This is a genomic window from Paracoccus methylovorus (assembly GCF_016919705.1).
GTDB classification, from domain to species: domain Bacteria; phylum Pseudomonadota; class Alphaproteobacteria; order Rhodobacterales; family Rhodobacteraceae; genus Paracoccus; species Paracoccus methylovorus.
In genome coordinates this window covers 1,099,604-1,116,464 of the sequence record NZ_CP070368.1, presented here as the reverse complement: position 1 = coordinate 1,116,464, position 16,861 = coordinate 1,099,604, and the positions used below count along the sequence as shown (strand labels likewise).

Sequence of the window (16,861 nt, the reverse complement as noted above, 5' to 3'; positions counted from 1 at the left end):
AATTTAGCCCCGCGGCGCGGTGATCCGGACCACGGCAGGCAGACGAAGACCGGCCTTGAGCCCGCCCAAATCCGAGCTTTCCAGCGTCAGTTCTCCGCCATGCAGCGCGGCAAGATCGGCGACGATGGCAAGGCCAAGTCCGGTGCCCGGGGGACCCGTCTCATCAAGCCGCGCACCGCGCGTCAGGGCAAGCGCGTGATCTTCGTCCGGCATGCCGGGGCCGTCGTCCTCGATCATGATGCGCAGTTGGTCGGCTTCGCGCAAGGCGGTGATCCGGACACGAGTCGAGGTCCATTTCACCGCATTTTCCAGCAGATTTCCGATCATTTCTTCAAGGTCCTGCCGCTCGCCGGCAAAGGCGGTATCGCTGTCCGCCCGGATATCGACCTGCAGGCCCGAATCGCGGATCGGACCGCCAAGCACCAACAGGATGTCCTCGACCACGGGCACAACCGGCGTGCGTTGCCCCAAAAGCCGGGGCGCGGCCGAGCTGCGGGCGCGCTTCAGGTGCCAGCCGATCTGGCGATCCATGCGTGCGATCAGGCTGTGGCCAGGATGGTCGGGCGGCAAGGCATTGTCCAGCGCCGCCAGCGGCGTTTTCAGCGAATGGGCGAGATTTCCGACATGTTCGCGCGCCCGGCCCAGCACGGCGCGGTTCTGCTCCAAAAGCGCATTGATCTCGGTGGCGATGGGCCGCAACTCGGCCACGGCGGGCAGCGGCAGCGCCTCGGTCCGGCCGGCGCGGATGCTGCGCAAATCGCGGCCAAGCCGGTCCAGGCTGCGCAATCCCGTCGCGACCTGCAGCACGCTGGCCGCCGCCAGCGCCAGGCCCAGAACGGCAAGCGAGATGGCCAGCGGTCGCCGCAGCCGCGCCACGGCCAGGTCGATCTCGGCCCGGGGGGCGGTTACAGTCACGGCCAGTGTCGAGGCGGAATCGGGCAGGGTAAAGAGATGGCGCGTGACCCGCAGCGGCTCGCCCGCCGGACCAAGGCCCGGGCCACCCTGAAAATCGGCCTGTGGCGGGTTCAGCACATTGTCGAAAAGCGAAGGCGATTTCGCCATCACCTGATCGTCTTGCGTCAGCTGCCAGAACCAGCCTGAAAGCGGCATCTGGAAACGCGGATCGGTGGGGGCAGGACCGGCGATCAAATGGCCCTCGGCATCAATCGCGGCGCCGGCGATCAGCGCATCGGCAATGGCCTCGGTCTCGGCATCGAAACGCCCGGTAATGAAATCCTCCAAAATCGCGGCGATGGCCAGATAGCCCGCGACCAGCGCCACCCCGATCAGCAGCGCGGCAAGCCCGAGCAGCCGCGCGCGGATCGAATCGCGCGGCAGGATCAAGCCTCGGTCCTCAGAACGTAGCCCTCGCCGCGCCGGGTCTCGATCAGGCCCTCGCCGATCTTGCGGCGCAGGCGGCCGATCACGACCTCGATGGATTTGAAATCGCGGTCAGCGGCGGAATCGTAAAGGTGATCCGACATTTCGCTGCGGCTGACCACGCGGTTCTGGTGGTGGATCAGATAGGCAAGGATACGGGTCTCGAAGGCGGTCAGCTTCAACGCAAGCCCGTTGCGGGTGATGATGCCCAGTTGGGTGTCAAGCCGCAGGGGGCCGGCCTTGATGACGGCCTGCGCATGGCCGGCAGCACGGCGCACAAGGGTCTGGGCGCGGATCACCACCTCTTCCAGACGAAAGGGCTTGACCGCATAGTCATCCGCCCCGGCGCGAAAGCCCGCCACCTTGTCGGTCCAGTCGCCGCGCGCGGTCAGGATCAGCACCGGCATGGTCACGTTCCCTTCGCGCCAGCGCGTCAGCACCTCGATCCCCGGCAGGCCCGGCAGGCCCAGATCAAGGATGGCCAGATCGTAGGTTTCCGTCGAACCGAGAAATTCGCCCTGTATTCCGTCAGCGGCGATGTCACAGGTAAAGCCGCCGTCGCGCATTGCGGCAGCCAGTTGCGAGGACAGCGTCGGATCATCCTCGACGATCAGGCATTTCATGGTTTGTCGTCCTTTCGGCGGGCATCGGTCAGTCCCGCGCCCGCCACTTCCAGAAAATCACCGCTATGCGCGTCCAGCCGGATCATCAGCACGTCGCGCTTTGGCGTGAGCAGGCGCAGTTCATGCACCAGGATCACGCCGCGGGCACGCTCATCGGGGCGCGGCGGCACGATACGCGCCGCAATCAGCCGGCCGCGGAACCTTTCGCCTGCGATCTCGACCGCGCGCTTGAGCGGCAGGACGCGGAAATCATGCTGCTTGAGGCTTTCGAACTCGGTTGCCCAATCTTCGGGCCAGGGGGCATCGTGATCGTGCCGGCGGTCATCATCGCCAAAGGTGGGCAGCGCCAGCGCCAGTGCCAGCGCGACAAGAAGCGGCAAGAGTATGATGCGCAAGCGTTTCATTGGATCTATTTAATGGGCGAAATCCAAACAAAAGCCAAACGGGTTGTTGGTCTTTGGTTGACCGGCGAGGCGCTATCACCGATTCGTCCGGGGCTGCTGACGATGCCCCGATTACGAAGGAACCAGAGATGAGCAGAAAACTCTCAACCTCGATCGCGCTTTCGGCCCTGTTGGCGGCCCTGTCGGCGCCGGTGCTTGCGCAAGAAACGCCGGCCGTGCCGCCTGCGGCCCAAGCACAGGCACCGGCGGAACTGCCCCAGGCGTTGAAGGATGCAGGGCTCAGCGACGTGACCAGCAAGCGCGGCCCGCGCGGCGCCACCCGGATCGAGGGCAAGCTGCCCGATGGCACGCAGATCGACGCCATGCTGGATGACAAGGGCCAGCTTCGCGGACTGCGCGCCCGGGGCGAGGCAACCCTGCCGAAGGCACTGACCGATCAGCTTGTGCCGCAGGCCGTGCGCGACAGCGCGGTGTTTGGCGAGCTGGGCGATCTCAAGGCGGTGTTTACCGGCGAGCGTGGCGTGATGCTGGCCGGACAGGATGGCGAAAAGAACAAGCTTCGCGCCGCCTTTACCCAGGATGGCACCCTGATGCGCTTTGGTCGGGGCGATGCGGATCGTGGCGATGGCTGGCAGGGCAAGCGGCCGGGTGACCACCGTGACAAGGGCCGCGCGCATCGCGGACACGACCGCCGCGACGATCACCGCGGGCGCGACCACGGGCCGCGCGGAGACCGGGGGCCGGGTCGCGACATGCCGCCGGCCGGTGCCGCGCCCCAGCCGCCTGCTGCCGATGCGCCGCAGCGTCAGGGCGCGCTGGCCCCGACCCAGCTTGATCCCGGCGAAGTCCGCATGGCCTTGACGGCGGCTGGCTACAGCCGGATCGGTGAGATCACGCAGGACGGGCCTCGCATCATGGCGCAGGCAATCAACCCCGAGGGCGAGCCGGTCAAGGTCGAACTTAGCCCGAAAGGGCAGGTCAAGCGGGAAATCAACCTCTAAGGCTGCTTGGCTACAGGCCGATGGGGCTGCGCGGGCTTTCGGGCCGGCGCAGCCCCTTTGGCAGCTCAATTCCGATCAACTCTCGGCAAGACCCTGCCTTCGGTCGCGAAAAGGCTTGCCTGATGCGCGCGGCAATGCGAAATCCCCTCGGAATTTCCGGGCTTTCCTGCCCGAATAAGGGGTCGATCAATGCGTCGTCGCGAATTTGTCATCTCTGCCGGTGCGGCCATGACGGCCGTCAGCGCACTGTCATCCCCTCTCGGGGCGGCCTTTGCGCAGGAAGCCCCCGAAACTGCGCCGGAAGCCGCGGTCGAGCCGGTCGAGGAACCCGCGGCCAAGCCATTTGACTTTGAGGACGTGGCGGCCTTGGCCAAGGAACTGGCCGACAAGCCCTATGAGTATCGCGATGCCGAGTTGATCGGCACCTTCGGCAACCTGACCTATGACCAATATCGCGGTATTCGGTTCCGCAGCGATCGCGATCCTTGGGCCGGCAGCCGCGATTTCGCGCTGGACCTGTTGCCGCCCGGCGCGATCTTCCACGAGCCGGTGGATATCAATCTGGTCGATGAGGGCGTGGCGATCCCCCTGAGGTTCGACCCGCATATGTTCGACTTCGACCCTGCGCAGTTCCCTGATGGCGTGGACTATGAAACGCTGGGGAACATGGGGTGGTCCGGTTTCCGCATCCGGGCGCCGCTGAACCGACCCGACGTCATGGACGAAATCGCGGTCTTTCAGGGCGCCAGTTATTTCCGCGCCGTATCGCGCGGCACGCTTTACGGCCTGTCTGCGCGCGGTCTTGCCATCGGCACCGGCAGCCCCGAGGGCGAGGAGTTTCCGCTGTTTCGCGGCTTTTGGATCCACAAGCCGGGACCGCAGGACCGTTCGGTGCTGGTCCATGCGCTTCTGGACAGCCGTTCGGTTTCGGGTGCGTTCGAGTTCCGCATCACACCGGGCGCCGAAACGGTTTTCGATACCCGCGTGGCGCTGTTCCCGCGCCGCGACATGCGCAACGCCGGCATTGCGCCGCTGACCTCGATGTATTGGTTCGGTCCGACCGACAGGTCGCGCGTGGACGATTACCGCCCAGCCGTGCATGACAGCGACGGGTTGCAGATGCTGACCGGCAGCGAACAGAGGCTTTGGCGGGTGCTTTCGGCGCACAGCACCCTGCAGGTCTCGGCGTTCATGGACAATGACCCGATGGGTTTTGGCCTGGCACAACGGGCACGGGATTTCGAATCCTACAAGGATGCCGAGGCGCGCTATGAAAGACGTCCTTCGGCCTGGATCGCGCCGCAGGACAGCTGGGGCAAAGGCGCGGTGACACTGATCGAGATTCCGGTCGAAAACGAGTTCAACGACAATATCGTGGCGTTCTGGCAGCCGGGCGATCCGCTGGTCAAAGGCAATCGCTACGACTTCAACTATATTCTGACATTCGGCGCGGAAATACCTGATAGTGCGCCGATTTCTCGCGTGATGGAAACCATGTCAGGTCGGGCGATCAACAATTCCAACGCCCGCACCTATATCGTCGATTTTGAACTGGGGCTGTTTGGGTCTGATGATCCGGTGCCGCAGTTGCGCGCCTCGGCCGGGCGGATCGGGCACAGTTACCTGCTGCGTCTGCCCGAACAGGGCCGGATGCGTCTGGCCTTTGAGTTTTTGCCCGAGGGCGCCAAGCTGGCCGATCTGTCGGCGGTGCTCAATGGACCGGAAGGTCCGCTCAGCGAGACGTGGATCGCCCGCTGGACACGCGAGTGATCGACGTGAACGAGGTGAGCGAGACCACAAGCCAGCCGGGATCTTATCCGGCCAGCAAGGCGCGGAACTTGCCGCTTTCGGCCGAGGAGGGGTGGGTGGCGCTGGATCTGCCGCAGCCACAGGGACCGGCCACGCCGCCCGAGGCGCCGCTGGACATGCCCGAGCAGGATTTCCGCGCCCGTCCGCCCATGGGGCCCGACAGCCGCTGGCCCGGACTCGGCGCCATTGCCGCGCGGCTGGTTGCCTTTGGCGGCGCGGCGGCGATTGCCTGGATCGGCTGGCGGCAGATGGTGCTGACCTTCGGCTCGAACGTGACCTTGCTGCAATCGGTGTTGCTGGTGCTGTTCGCGGTGACGTTCACCTGGGTCGGATTTTCCTTTACCTCGATGATGGCGGGTATTTTCGCGCGTCGCCTGCGCACGCCCGATGGACCGAACGACGCAAGGATCGCCGTGGTCATGCCGGTCTATCACGAAAACGCGGCGGCGACGGCAGGTTTGCTTGCCGCCTTGGCGCGCGACCTTTTCCGCGAGGGTCTGGGTGATCGGGCCGAGATCTTTGTCCTTTCCGACAGCTATGATCCCGATGCCGTGCTGGAAGAGATGACGGCGATCAGCCGCTTGCGCGACATATCTCCGGTACCGGTCTGGTATCGGCGCCGCAGCAGCAACCGGGGCCGCAAGGCCGGCAATGTCGGCGAATTCGTGCGCCGCTGGGGCGGGCGCTATGACCAACTGGTTGTGCTGGATGCCGACAGTGTCGTCGGCGCCGCGACGATCAAGACCTTGTCCGCGCGGATGAACGCCGATCCGGCCATCGGCCTGATCCAGACCATGCCGATGCTGGTCGGCGGCCAGACCATCTTTGCCCGGCTGACGCAATTCGCCGGCCGCATCTATGGCCCGGCCATCGCCCGCGGCGTCGCGGCATGGTCGGGCGACAGTGGCAACTTCTGGGGCCATAACGCGATCATCCGTGTCAGTGCTTTCGCGCAATGTTGCGGCTTGCCGGAACTGCCGGGCAAGCCGCCCTTCGGCGGCGCCATCCTGAGCCATGATTTCGTCGAGGCCGCGCTGTTGCGCCGTGCTGGCTGGAAGGTGCGGCTGGATCACGATCTGCGCCAAAGCTTCGAGGGTTGCCCGCCCACGTTGCTGGATATGGCCGTGCGCGAACGCCGCTGGGCGCAGGGCAACCTGCAACATGCGCGGCTGATCTTTTCGCGCGGTTTCGCCTGGATCAGCCGGGTGCACTTCGTCATCGGCATTCTGGGTTTTCTGATGTCTCCGATCTGGCTGGCGATGATCCTTGTCGGCCTTGCGCTGTCAGCCAATGTTCTGCTGTCGCGCCCGGATTACTTTCCGCAGACCTATCAGCTTTTCCCGACATGGCCGACGTTCGACCCGGTGCGGATGCTGTGGCTGTTCGTGGCTGCCATGTCCTGTCTGCTGGTGCCGAAATTCATCGCGATCTTCCGGGCGTGGCTGCGGCCTCTGGCCAAGGATTCGGGGGGTAATGCGCGGCTTTTGGCCTCGGCCATGTTCGAGATCGTCCTTTCTGCCCTGATTGCGCCGGTTCAGATGCTGATCCAGACCCGGCAGATCATCGAGATACTGCGCGGCCGCGATTCCGGTTGGGAGGCACAGGTCAGGGCCGGTCAGGTCCCGCCGTGGAGCGTGGTGCTGCGGCGCCATGCCATCCATGTCGTGACCGGGTTGGCGACCTTGATCGTGCTGGCGTTCCTGGCGCCGTGGCAACTGGTGTGGTTGTCGCCGATTCTGGCGGGGCTGATCCTGTCGCCTCTGACTTCGCGCTGGTCGGCAAGTCCGGTCTTCGGCCGTTGGGCGCGCCGGCAGGGCCTGCTGGTCACGCCCGAAGAACGCCAGCCGCCCGAGGTGCTGACCGCAGCCCATGCGCTGGATTTCCGCATCGGCGGCGACCTGCCGTCAGGACTGGGCGCCTTGGGGCAGGACGCAGCATTGCGCGCGCGCATCCTGGGACTTTTGCCGGATAATCCGCATGGGCCGGTGGAAGAGCGGCTGGACGCCATTTCGGCCGAAGCCAAGATCGCCCATGCCGCCTCGCAGACGCAGGCGCTTGGCTTTCTTGACCCGTCCGAGCAACTGGCGCTGGTCGAGAACCGCGCGCTGATCGAAGCCTTTTCGAAGCTGCCCGCATGAAACGTATCGCCGCTTTGGACATGCTGCGCGGCTATGCGCTGGTCTGCATCATGCTGGACCACATGCCGATCGGGGTGCTGCGCAACCTGACGCTGACCAATTTCGCCGTATTCGATGCGGCCGAGCTGTTCGTGCTGCTGTCGGGTTTTCTGGTCGGCATGGTCTGGGTCAAGGTCGAGGCGCGTCAGGGCCTGCGCGCCGCCCAACTGCGGTTTCTGCGCCGCGCGGTGCAAGTCTGGCTGGCGCTTATCGCAGGGGCCATCCTGCTGGCACTGTTCTCGGCGCTGCTGTTCAAGCTGCAACTGAACCATACCGCGGTCTGGTTCCAATATGCGCGCTGGATCGTCGAGCATCCCATCGGCTATGTCGCCACGGTGGCGTTGATGTGGATGCAGCCGAACCTGCTGGATGTGCTGGCGCTTTATGTGCTGCTGATCGCGACCGTTCCCTTGACGGTGCCGTTCCTTTTGCGCTGGCCATGGCTGGCCATGGCGGTGTCCGTGGCGATCTGGATCTTTGCGCAGCCGCTGAACGCGCTGATCCCGAACCAGCGGCCGGGGCCGGGTCTGTTGTTCAACCCTTTCGGCTGGCAGTTGCTGTTCTTTGCCGGCGTGGCGATGGGGGCCTTTCGCGACAGGATCATGCCGGTGCTTCGACGCCACTCAGCTTTGCTGACCTGGGCTTCGGTGGGGGTGCTGCTGTTCAGCCTCGTGATCGTCGTGAGCTGGAGGATCGGCGCCCCCGCCAAGCCGGTCAGCCTGTTCCTGCGCCAGATCACCGGCGGCATCGACAAGTGGTCGCTGGATTTCGTGCGCTTCATCACCATTCTGGCGGCAAGCTGGATCGTCGCGGTGCCGCTGGCGCGGCCTTTCGCGTGGATGGCCGCCACCGTCCCGGGCGAGGCGCTGGCCGAGATCGGGCGCGGCGGATTGTTTTCCTTTATCGTCTGCGTGATGTTGTCGATCTGGGGCGACGCGCTGGATATGACGGTGCAGCCGGGTCCGGCAAACCTGTGGTTGCGGCTGGCCATCGACATCTGGCTGATCACCGCCTTTTGGGTCATCGCAGCGATATGGATGCGGCGCGAGGGGTGGTTGCCGCCATTGCGGGCACGCCTCGGGCTGGATTAAGCCGCCGGGCAGGGTTGCCCCGCCCGGCGCAAAACGCTCAACTATCCCCCGCAAGTCGAGGAGAGATCATGAAATCGGATATCCAGATCGCCCGCGAGGCGGAAAAGCTGCCCATCGCGCAGATTGCAGCCCGGCTGGGGTTGGGCGAGGCCGATTTCCTGCCCTATGGCCATGACAAGGCCAAGATCGCGCATGAGGTCATTGCGGGTATTGCCGGGCGTCCACAGGGCCGGCTGATCCTGGTCACCGCGATCAACCCCACCCCGGCGGGCGAGGGCAAGACCACCACCACGGTCGGTCTGGGCGACGCACTGAACCGGATCGGCAAGCAGGCCACCGTCTGCATCCGCGAGGCATCCTTGGGTCCGAATTTCGGCATGAAGGGCGGGGCCGCGGGCGGCGGTTACGCGCAGATCGTGCCGATGGAGGACATGAACCTGCATTTCACCGGCGATTTCCATGCCGTGACCAGCGCGCACAACCTGCTGGCGGCGATGATCGACAACCATATCCATTGGGGCAATGCGCTGCGTATCGACCCGCGTCGGGTGACATGGCGGCGGGTCATGGACATGAACGACCGGGTGTTGCGTCAGGTTGTGGTGGCGCTTGGCGGTCCGGCAAACGGGGTGCCGCGCGAATGCGGCTTTGACATCACCGTCGCCTCCGAGGTGATGGCGATCCTGTGTCTGGCCTCGGATCTGGCCGATTTGCAGGCGCGGCTGGGACGTATCGTCATCGGCCAGACCTTTGACCGCAAGCCGGTGACCGCGCATGATCTGGGGGCCGAGGGTGCGATGACCGTGCTGCTGCGCGATGCCTTGCAGCCCAATCTGGTGCAGACGCTGGAAAACAACCCGGCGCTGGTCCACGGCGGGCCTTTCGCCAATATCGCGCATGGCTGCAACTCGGTCATGGCCACACGCACGGCTTTGGCGCTGTCGGATTACGTGGTGACCGAGGCCGGTTTCGGTGCGGATCTGGGGGCCGAGAAATTCCTCAACATCAAATGCCGGTTGGCCGGCCTGCAGCCCGACGCCGCCGTGCTGGTGGCCACGGTGCGGGCGCTGAAGATGAACGGCGGCGTCGCGCGCGCCGATCTTGCGGCGGAAAATGTCGCGGCATTGCAGGCGGGCTGTGCCAATCTGGGCCGCCATATCGAGAATATGCGCAGTTTTGGCCTGCCGGTGGTGGTGGCGATCAACCATTTCTCGGGGGACAGCGATGCCGAGATCGCCGCGCTTTCCGATTACTGCCGCGAACATGGCGTTCAGGCGGTGCTGTGCCGCCATTGGGCCGAGGGCGGCCGGGGCGCCGAGGAACTGGCCCATGCCGTGGTCGCACTTACCGAGGGAGGTGGGGATTTTACGCCGCTCTATCCCGACGAAATGCCGCTGGCCGAAAAGATCGAAACCATCTGTCGCCGCATCTATCGCGCCGATCAGGTCGAGTTCCTGCCGCATATCCTTGAACGGCTGAACGAGTGGCAGGCCGCCGGATACGGCCATTTGCCGGTCTGCATGGCCAAGACGCAATATTCCTTTTCCGCCAATCCGGCGGCACTTGGCGCGCCTGAGGGCTTTACCATTCCCGTGCGCGAGGTTCGACTGGCGGCCGGCGCGGGGTTCGTGGTGGCGATCTGCGGCGACATCATGACGATGCCGGGCCTGCCGCGCGATCCTGCGGCGCTGCGCGTGGGGCTGGATGCTGACGGGCATGTCCAGGGCCTGTTCTGATTGATGCGCGCAGGGTTTCCCATCGCGCGGCCGGGCATGACGGTCGGCCTTTTGGGCGGTTCCTTCGACCCCGCGCATGAAGGCCATGTGCAGATCACCGAAGAGGCGTTGCGCCGCTTTGGGCTTGACCGCATCTGGTGGCTGGTCAGCCCCGGCAACCCGCTAAAGCCGCATGGCCCGGCGCCGCTGGCCGAACGTATCGCCCGCGCCCGGCGGATCATGCGCAATCCCCGGGTCGAGATCACCGGGATCGAGGCGGGGCTGGGCACCCGCATGACCCGCGACACCCTTGTGGCGCTGCAACGGCTTTACCCCGGCGTGCATTTTGTCTGGCTGATGGGGGCGGACAATCTGGTGCAGTTCGACCGCTGGGACCGTTGGCAGGACATCGCCGCCCGTGTGCCGATCGGCGTGATCGCGCGTCCCGGCTGGCAGATGCCGGCGCGGTTTTCGCGTGCGGCGCGGATGCTGTGGCGCGCCCGTCTGCCCGAGACGCAGGCGCGGCGGCTGGCGCGCGCTATGCCTCCGGCCTGGGTAATGATAAACCTGCCGCTGAACAAGCTGAGCTCCAGCGCGATCCGCGCGGGGGCGGGGCAGGGCGACGAGAAGGGACGCTCATGAACGGATTGACGCGGCGCGGTTTTGTGGCGGGACTGGGGCTGTTGGCGCTGGCCCCCCGCATGACGGCTGCCCAGCAAAGGCCCGCCGCGCGCCCCTCGGGTTTTGACGTCGAAGCCTTGATCGCGGGCGCGGCGCTTGGCGGCGAGGTGGGTTTCGCGGTGATCGACCCGGCCACGGGTCAGGTACTGGCCCAGCGGCAGGGCCAGCGGGCGATGGCCCCGGCCAGCACGCTGAAATCGGTGACGGCGCTTTATGCGCTGGACCGGCTGGGCGAAGGGCATCGTTTTACCACCCGGGTCATCCGGGCCGGCAATACGCTGATCTTGGCGGGCGGCGGCGATCCGGTGCTGGACACGGACGCGCTGGACGAACTGGCCGCCGCTGCGGTGGCAGATGAACTGGCCGCAGGCCGTCCCGCGCCGACCGCCTTTGCCGTCTGGGGTGGGGCGCTGCCGCGCATCGATCGGCTGGACCCGGCGCAGGATGAGCATTTGCCCTATAACCCCTCGATCTCGGGGATGATCCTGAACTTCAACCGGGTGCATCTGGATTGGCGGCAGGGCGACAAGGGATACCAACTGTCCTTGCAGGCGCGGGGTCGCAAACTGTCGCCGCGTGCCTATACCGCCTCTGTTGCGGCGGTGAACCGGGGGCTGCCGCTGTTCACCTATGAGGCGGGCAAACTGGAAAACTGGACCATTGCGCGCAGCAGCCTTGGCAAATCGGGCAGCCGCTGGCTGCCTGTCCGCCGTCCCGAACTTTACGCCGGTGACGTTTTCCAGACGCTGTGCCGCGCCCGCGGTCTGGCGCTGCCAAATCCAGAGGTAATCGAGATATTGCCCGAAGGGGCCGAGATTGCCCGGCACGACAGCCCGCCCCTGCGCCAGATCGTGCAGGACATGATGGAGTATTCGACCAACCTGACAGCCGAGGTGATCGGGTTGGCCGCAAGCGGATCGGGCGATGTGGCGGCTTCGGCGGCTGTCATGGCCGAATGGCTGCGCGAACAGGGAATCGCCGGGGATTTCGTCTTTCACGACCATTCCGGCCTGTCGCCGCAAAACCGGATCAGCGCCGGGACTCTGGCCGCGCTGATGGCAGGACCGGGGCGGGTGCGCGATCTGCGTGGGTTGATGAAGCTGATTGCGCTCAGGGATGCGCGCGGCAAGCGCAAGGACAGCGATATTCGCATCGAGGCCAAGACCGGCACGCTGAACTTCGTCTCGAACCTGGCGGGTTATGCGCAGGCTCCGGATGGGCGGGAACTGGCCTTTGCCATCCTTGCGGCCGACGAGGCACGCCGCGCCGCAAGCGAAGGCCAGGAACTGCCCGAGGGGGTGATGGGCTGGACCAAACGCGCGAAAGCGTTGCAGCAGGCGCTGATCGAGGGTTGGCTTGTCGAATTCGGTGTGCCGGCCCCCGTCGCCACCGTTCAGGGCGCAAGGCTTTCGCCTTAAAGCACGCGATGGCGGGCGCGGGCGGCCAGTTCGATGGCGGCAGAGTGCAGGCGGTCGATATCCAGCTGATCGCGGATCTCGGCCAGCATCTCGGCCTCGATCTCGCCCAGCCGGCCGTCGGATGCCGCAACGTCGCAGGCCAGCACATAGGCCGTATCGAACAGCTTTTCCGGCAGCGCCTGACGCACAAGGCCGAACAGGGCGTCCAACCCATCCTCTTCCTCGAACAGCGTCACCACGGTCTGGGACACGGCGCGGACGCGGTCGATGTCGTAAGAGGCAAAGACCGGCGTATGGTTGACCGCACGCTCGATCGCGACGAGTTCCGAGGTGCGGGGGTTCTGGTCCGAGGCCGAGACCGCCACCATGACCGCAACCAGTGCGTCGCAGGGCGAGAACGAGGGCAGGTTGTCGGTCATGCTATTTCTCTCCGTCGGGTTACCGGTGTAATTATTGACCAAACGTCCGCGTTTCAATACGGGGAAAGGCCTGTGAAATGGAGAACTCCCGATGACCGCCCTGCGTGATGCCGCGATGAAATCCAAGGCTTGGCCCTTTGAAGAGGCCCGCCGCGTGCTGAAACGCTATGAAAAGAAGGACCCCGACAAGGGTTATGTGCTGTTCGAGACCGGCTACGGCCCCTCGGGTCTGCCGCATATCGGCACCTTTGGCGAGGTGGCGCGCACGACGATGGTGCGCCGGGCGTTCCAGATGATCTCGGATATTCCGACGCGGTTGTTCTGTTTCTCGGACGATCTGGACGGGATGCGCAAAGTGCCCGACAACGTGCCCAACAACGAGATGCTGCACCAGCATCTGCAAGAGCCGCTGACCACCGTGCCGGACCCGTTCGGCGAATACGACAGTTTCGGCGCCCATAATAACGCCATGCTGCGCCGGTTCCTGGATACCTTTGGTTTCGAATATGAATTCATCAGCGCGACCGAGTTCTACAAGTCGGGCCAGTTCGACGCGACGCTGCTGAAAGCCGCCGAGAAATACGACGCCATCATGGAGGTCATGCTGGCCTCTCTGCGCGAGGAGCGGCAGCAGACCTATTCCTGCTTCCTGCCGATCAGCCCCAAATCGGGCCGGGTGCTGTATGTGCCGATCAAGCATATCGATGCGAAAAACGGCACGATCACCTTTGACGACGAGGGCGAGGAAACGACGCTGCCCATCACCGGCGGCAATGTGAAGCTGCAATGGAAGCCCGATTTCGGCGCTCGCTGGGCGGCGCTGGACGTGGATTTCGAGATGTACGGCAAGGATCATTCCACCAACACGCCGATCTACGATTCGATCTGTAATATTCTGGGCGGGCGGGCGCCGGAACATTTCACCTATGAGCTGTTCCTGGACCAGCACGGCCAGAAGATCAGCAAATCCAAGGGAAATGGTCTTTCGATCGACGAATGGCTGACCTATGCCGCGACCGAGAGCCTGTCCTATTTCATGTTCCAAAAGCCCAAGACGGCGAAACGGATGTATTTCGACGTCATCCCCAAGGCGGTGGACGAATATCACCAGCAGTTGCGCGCCTATCCCGACCAGACGGCCGAGCAGCAACTCGCCAATCCTGTCTGGCATATCCATGGCGGCGATGTGCCGGCCTCGGACATGGTGGTACCATTCCAGATGCTGCTGAACCTCGCCTCGGTTGCTGGGGCCAAGGACAAGACCGGGTTGTGGGGCTTTATCCGCCGCTATGCGCCCGAGGCCAGCCCCAAGACGCACCCGACGCTGGATCAGGCCGCCGAGTTTGCCGTGCGTTATTTCACGGACTTCGTGGCTCCGACCCGGACCTTCCGCGCGCCTACCGAGGTCGAGCGCCGCGCCCTGGAGGATCTGGCAGGTCGTCTGGCCGCATGGGACCAGCCCGCCGATGCCGAGGCCCTGCAAACCATGGTCTTTGCCATCGGCCGAGAACATGGGTTCGAGCCGATGAAGGACTGGTTCCAGACGCTGTATCAGGTGCTTCTGGGCGCCGATCAGGGTCCCCGCTTTGGTGGCTTTATCGCGCTTTACGGCGTGGATGAGACGCGGGTGCTGATCGAACGGGCGCTGGCCGGAGAGCTGGTTTCCGAACCAACAGCCTGATCCGCAGTCCGTGAACCGGTTGCGCGCGGCCGCGTTGCCGCGCGCGCATGGTTAACGACTGGTTAACGTGAGATTGCCAAATTCCTGCCGGACCGCGCGGGCAACCGCCCCGCATGTTCTGGATTAGGAGAGAATTGGCATGACCATTGCGATTATCGGCACCCAGTCGTTGATGCCGCGGGCCTTTCGGCTGGGCCTGAATCTGTGGTCCCAGACCGATGGCCGGGCGGGATCTCCGACATGGGCAGGGGCGGCGAACGCGGCCATCGTTCCGGCGGATGAGGATTTCGGCAGTTGTCTGGAAATCCTCAAGCAAGCGGCCGTGACCTCGATCCGCTATATGCAGCGGACACCCATCAACCCGGGCAGTTATCTGCGCATCTCGACCCGGGTGAAAGCCATTGCCGGCAACTTGCCGCAGGTGCGTATCGCCGCCTTCGCCGGCAATGCCGCGGGAAACAACGTGGCCGGCGTCACGCAAACCGGACCTGCGGTCACGCTGCCGGGTTACGGCCAGGTGGTCGAGGTCAGTGCCATCGTCGGCACCGGACGACGCGACGGCGTGGACATGCCTTGGGGACGCAATGCCACTTTCGGGCATTTCGGACTGGACCTGACAGGCGACAACAACGGCTCGATCCGCATCGAAAGCCTGGTGATCGAGGACGTGACTGCGGCCTTCGTGCCGGGGATGCTGGATTGGGTCGATGTGCGCGATTTCGGCGCTGTCGGTGACGGGGTGGCCAATGATCGCGGTGCATTCGTCGCTGCCGATCAGGCCGCGGCGGGGCGGCAGGTGCTGGTGCCCGAAGGGCGCTATCACATCGGTTCGGACCTTAACATTTCTTCGCCCATTCGCTTTGTCGGCACGCTGACCATGCCGCGCACTGCCCGGCTGGCGCTGACCCGCAGCTTTGACTATCCCACCTATGCCGCTGCCTTCGGCGACGAGACCGAGGGGATGAAACGCGCCTTGCAGGCCCTGCTGGGCTTTACCGATCATTCGGTGCTGGATCTGTGCGGACGCAACGTGCATCTGGACGAACCGATCACCATTTCCGGCGCGGTTCCGGGCATGACCAGCTTTGCCAACCGCCGCGTGATTGCCAATGGCCAGATCAGCATCGTGCCGGGCACGGCCTGGGATACGCGGGTGGTGACATCGGCCGGGACCTATGATCCGGCGAAGTCGCAAATGCTTACTGCCGTCAAGAATATCGCCAATATCGAGATCGGCGCGCGCGTCTCGGGCAATGGCGTCGGGCGCGAGGTTTATGTCACGGCCAAGAACGTGGCGGCGGGCACGCTGACTTTATCGCAGCCGCTTTACGGTGGGGCTGCCACGCGCACCTATACCTTTACGCGCTATCGCTATGCTTTCGATTTTTCCGAGATGGAGCATCTCAGCCGCTTCAACTTCGACGATATCGAATTCGTGCTCGAGGGAAATGCCAGTGGCGTCATGCTGGCCAAGACCGGCAACATGAACTGTTTTCGCGATTGCTATTTCACCCGTCCCAAGGATCGCGGCATCACCTCGATCGGCACGGCCTGTCAGGGGATGCTGGTTGAGCGCTGCGAGTTCTTGTCGAATGAGATGAGCGCGCTGGCCCAGAACCGTTCCACCATCGCGCTGAACGTCAACAACAACGACACCAAGATCCGCCACAGCCGCTTTAACCGTTTCGCGCATTTCGCCGTCATGAACGGCGGCGGCCACATGATCGAAGGCAACCACTGGTTTCAGGGTGACAATGCCCAGAATGGCGTCCGCTTCGGGGGGCTGGTGCTGACCCAGACAAATGTGCAGGCAACGGTTGTGGGGAACTATATCGACAATTGCTCGATCGAATGGACGAACGAACATGACCCTTTTCCGAATTTCGAGGGGGACGAATACTCGTTCGGCGGGCTGACGATCACCGGCAACACCTTTCTGGCCTCGAACACCACGTCGGGGTTCACTTGGCTGGTGGTCAAGCCCTATGGCAGCGGGCATTTCATCCATGGGCTGTCGGTAATGGGCAATGTGTTCAAATCGCTGTTCACCAAGATCGCCCGTGTCGAAAAGGTGGATACCACCTTTGCCGGCCTGAACTATCAGCGGATGCGCAACATTCACTTTCAGGGCAATATGTTCAACGGCGTGAACACCTATGTCGCCAACCCGGTGGATGTGTCGCACACGCAATCCACCGCCTCGAACCGCTGGCTGCTGACGGTGAATCAGGCGCTGCCGTTCAACGGCTGGGTGCGCAATGTCGAATCCATTCATGCGACCAGCCAGATCACCAATGCCGGGAATACGCGCATCACCGAGATGCCTTGGGTGCAGGCCGCCGTGGGCACGGCGCGGCAGCAGGTTGCCGTGAACTGGGGCACAGCGGTGCGCGGCTCGGTCAGGTTGCGCCTGCGCATGGACAACCCGGACTGAAGACCGCTCTTGCCCCGGTCTTTTGCCC

13 protein-coding genes are annotated in these 16,861 nt (G+C 64.4%); 9 read left to right on the top strand and 4 right to left on the bottom strand.

The annotated features are described in order from the left end of the window. Positions 1–3: 3 nt before the first annotated feature. Genes JWJ88_RS05570 through JWJ88_RS05560 form a run of 3 tightly spaced genes read right to left on the bottom strand, consistent with a single transcriptional unit; the run spans position 4 to position 2,407 of the window. On the bottom strand, positions 4–1,344 hold the full coding sequence (locus JWJ88_RS05570) for a sensor histidine kinase (protein WP_205293151.1): 1,341 nt from the start codon (positions 1,342–1,344) through the stop codon (positions 4–6). Then, positions 1,341–2,003 carry a response regulator transcription factor gene (locus JWJ88_RS05565; RefSeq protein ID WP_205293150.1) on the bottom strand — a complete coding sequence of 221 codons (663 nt, stop codon included), beginning with the start codon at positions 2,001–2,003 and terminating at the stop codon, positions 1,341–1,343. Before JWJ88_RS05565 ends, JWJ88_RS05570 begins: the two co-directional genes overlap by 4 nt. After that, complete coding sequence (locus JWJ88_RS05560) at positions 2,000–2,407, bottom strand: PepSY domain-containing protein (RefSeq protein WP_205293149.1); 408 nt, start codon at positions 2,405–2,407, stop codon at positions 2,000–2,002. The genes JWJ88_RS05565 and JWJ88_RS05560 overlap by 4 nt, the downstream gene beginning before the upstream one ends. A gap of 128 nt (positions 2,408–2,535) precedes the next feature. Here JWJ88_RS05560 and JWJ88_RS05555 point away from each other — a divergent pair, with 128 nt between their 5' ends. The 7 genes from JWJ88_RS05555 to JWJ88_RS05525 all read left to right on the top strand — a co-directional run bounded on the left by JWJ88_RS05555 (position 2,536) and on the right by JWJ88_RS05525 (position 12,299). Then, entirely contained in the window at positions 2,536–3,408 is an 873-nt protein-coding gene (locus JWJ88_RS05555; protein ID WP_205293148.1) for a hypothetical protein, read from the top strand. Between the two features lie 189 nt (positions 3,409–3,597). Beyond that, positions 3,598–5,178, top strand: coding sequence for a glucan biosynthesis protein (locus JWJ88_RS05550; protein WP_205293147.1), 1,581 nt, complete (start codon positions 3,598–3,600; stop codon positions 5,176–5,178). Continuing rightward, positions 5,175–7,355, top strand: coding sequence for a glucans biosynthesis glucosyltransferase MdoH (mdoH, locus tag JWJ88_RS05545; protein ID WP_240200101.1), 2,181 nt, complete (start codon positions 5,175–5,177; stop codon positions 7,353–7,355). Before JWJ88_RS05550 ends, mdoH begins: the two co-directional genes overlap by 4 nt. Then, positions 7,352–8,485 (top strand): OpgC domain-containing protein, encoded by a 1,134-nt coding sequence (locus JWJ88_RS05540; RefSeq protein ID WP_205293146.1) that lies wholly within the window; start codon positions 7,352–7,354, stop codon positions 8,483–8,485. The genes mdoH and JWJ88_RS05540 overlap by 4 nt, the downstream gene beginning before the upstream one ends. Positions 8,486–8,553: 68 nt before the next feature. Next, the gene (locus JWJ88_RS05535; RefSeq protein ID WP_205293145.1) at positions 8,554–10,221 is read left to right on the top strand and encodes a formate--tetrahydrofolate ligase; all 1,668 of its coding nucleotides are present in this window, start codon (positions 8,554–8,556) and stop codon (positions 10,219–10,221) included. A gap of 3 nt (positions 10,222–10,224) precedes the next feature. Further along, positions 10,225–10,842 (top strand): nicotinate-nucleotide adenylyltransferase, encoded by a 618-nt coding sequence (locus JWJ88_RS05530; protein WP_205293144.1) that lies wholly within the window; start codon positions 10,225–10,227, stop codon positions 10,840–10,842. Continuing rightward, positions 10,839–12,299: a D-alanyl-D-alanine carboxypeptidase/D-alanyl-D-alanine-endopeptidase gene (locus tag JWJ88_RS05525; RefSeq protein WP_205293143.1), complete on the top strand. Its 1,461-nt coding sequence runs from the start codon at positions 10,839–10,841 to the stop codon at positions 12,297–12,299. The genes JWJ88_RS05530 and JWJ88_RS05525 overlap by 4 nt, the downstream gene beginning before the upstream one ends. Here JWJ88_RS05525 and JWJ88_RS05520 read toward each other — a convergent pair. Continuing rightward, positions 12,296–12,718: a tellurite resistance TerB family protein gene (locus tag JWJ88_RS05520; protein ID WP_205293142.1), complete on the bottom strand. Its 423-nt coding sequence runs from the start codon at positions 12,716–12,718 to the stop codon at positions 12,296–12,298. The two genes, JWJ88_RS05525 and JWJ88_RS05520, sit on opposite strands and share 4 nt — an antisense overlap. Before the next feature lie 91 nt (positions 12,719–12,809). Here JWJ88_RS05520 and JWJ88_RS05515 point away from each other — a divergent pair, with 91 nt between their 5' ends. Beyond that, the gene (locus JWJ88_RS05515) at positions 12,810–14,399 is read left to right on the top strand and encodes a lysine--tRNA ligase (RefSeq protein WP_205293141.1); all 1,590 of its coding nucleotides are present in this window, start codon (positions 12,810–12,812) and stop codon (positions 14,397–14,399) included. A gap of 139 nt (positions 14,400–14,538) precedes the next feature. Beyond that, positions 14,539–16,833 (top strand): glycosyl hydrolase family 28-related protein, encoded by a 2,295-nt coding sequence (locus tag JWJ88_RS05510; RefSeq protein WP_205293140.1) that lies wholly within the window; start codon positions 14,539–14,541, stop codon positions 16,831–16,833. Positions 16,834–16,861: the final 28 nt, after the last annotated feature.

What these genes read in the sequence shown, in the direction of transcription:
- JWJ88_RS05530 (WP_205293144.1), top strand. Translation starts at nt 10,225, where the DNA reads ATGCGCGCAGGGTTTCCCATCGCGCGGCCGGGCATGACGGTCGGCCTT.
- JWJ88_RS05510 (WP_205293140.1), top strand. Translation starts at nt 14,539, where the DNA reads ATGACCATTGCGATTATCGGCACCCAGTCGTTGATGCCGCGGGCCTTT.
- JWJ88_RS05550 (WP_205293147.1), top strand. Translation starts at nt 3,598, where the DNA reads ATGCGTCGTCGCGAATTTGTCATCTCTGCCGGTGCGGCCATGACGGCC.
- JWJ88_RS05560 (WP_205293149.1), bottom strand. Translation starts at nt 2,407, where the DNA reads ATGAAACGCTTGCGCATCATACTCTTGCCGCTTCTTGTCGCGCTGGCA.
- JWJ88_RS05540 (WP_205293146.1), top strand. Translation starts at nt 7,352, where the DNA reads ATGAAACGTATCGCCGCTTTGGACATGCTGCGCGGCTATGCGCTGGTC.
- JWJ88_RS05520 (WP_205293142.1), bottom strand. Translation starts at nt 12,718, where the DNA reads ATGACCGACAACCTGCCCTCGTTCTCGCCCTGCGACGCACTGGTTGCG.
- JWJ88_RS05515 (WP_205293141.1), top strand. Translation starts at nt 12,810, where the DNA reads ATGACCGCCCTGCGTGATGCCGCGATGAAATCCAAGGCTTGGCCCTTT.
- JWJ88_RS05555 (WP_205293148.1), top strand. Translation starts at nt 2,536, where the DNA reads ATGAGCAGAAAACTCTCAACCTCGATCGCGCTTTCGGCCCTGTTGGCG.
- JWJ88_RS05565 (WP_205293150.1), bottom strand. Translation starts at nt 2,003, where the DNA reads ATGAAATGCCTGATCGTCGAGGATGATCCGACGCTGTCCTCGCAACTG.
- JWJ88_RS05535 (WP_205293145.1), top strand. Translation starts at nt 8,554, where the DNA reads ATGAAATCGGATATCCAGATCGCCCGCGAGGCGGAAAAGCTGCCCATC.
- JWJ88_RS05525 (WP_205293143.1), top strand. Translation starts at nt 10,839, where the DNA reads ATGAACGGATTGACGCGGCGCGGTTTTGTGGCGGGACTGGGGCTGTTG.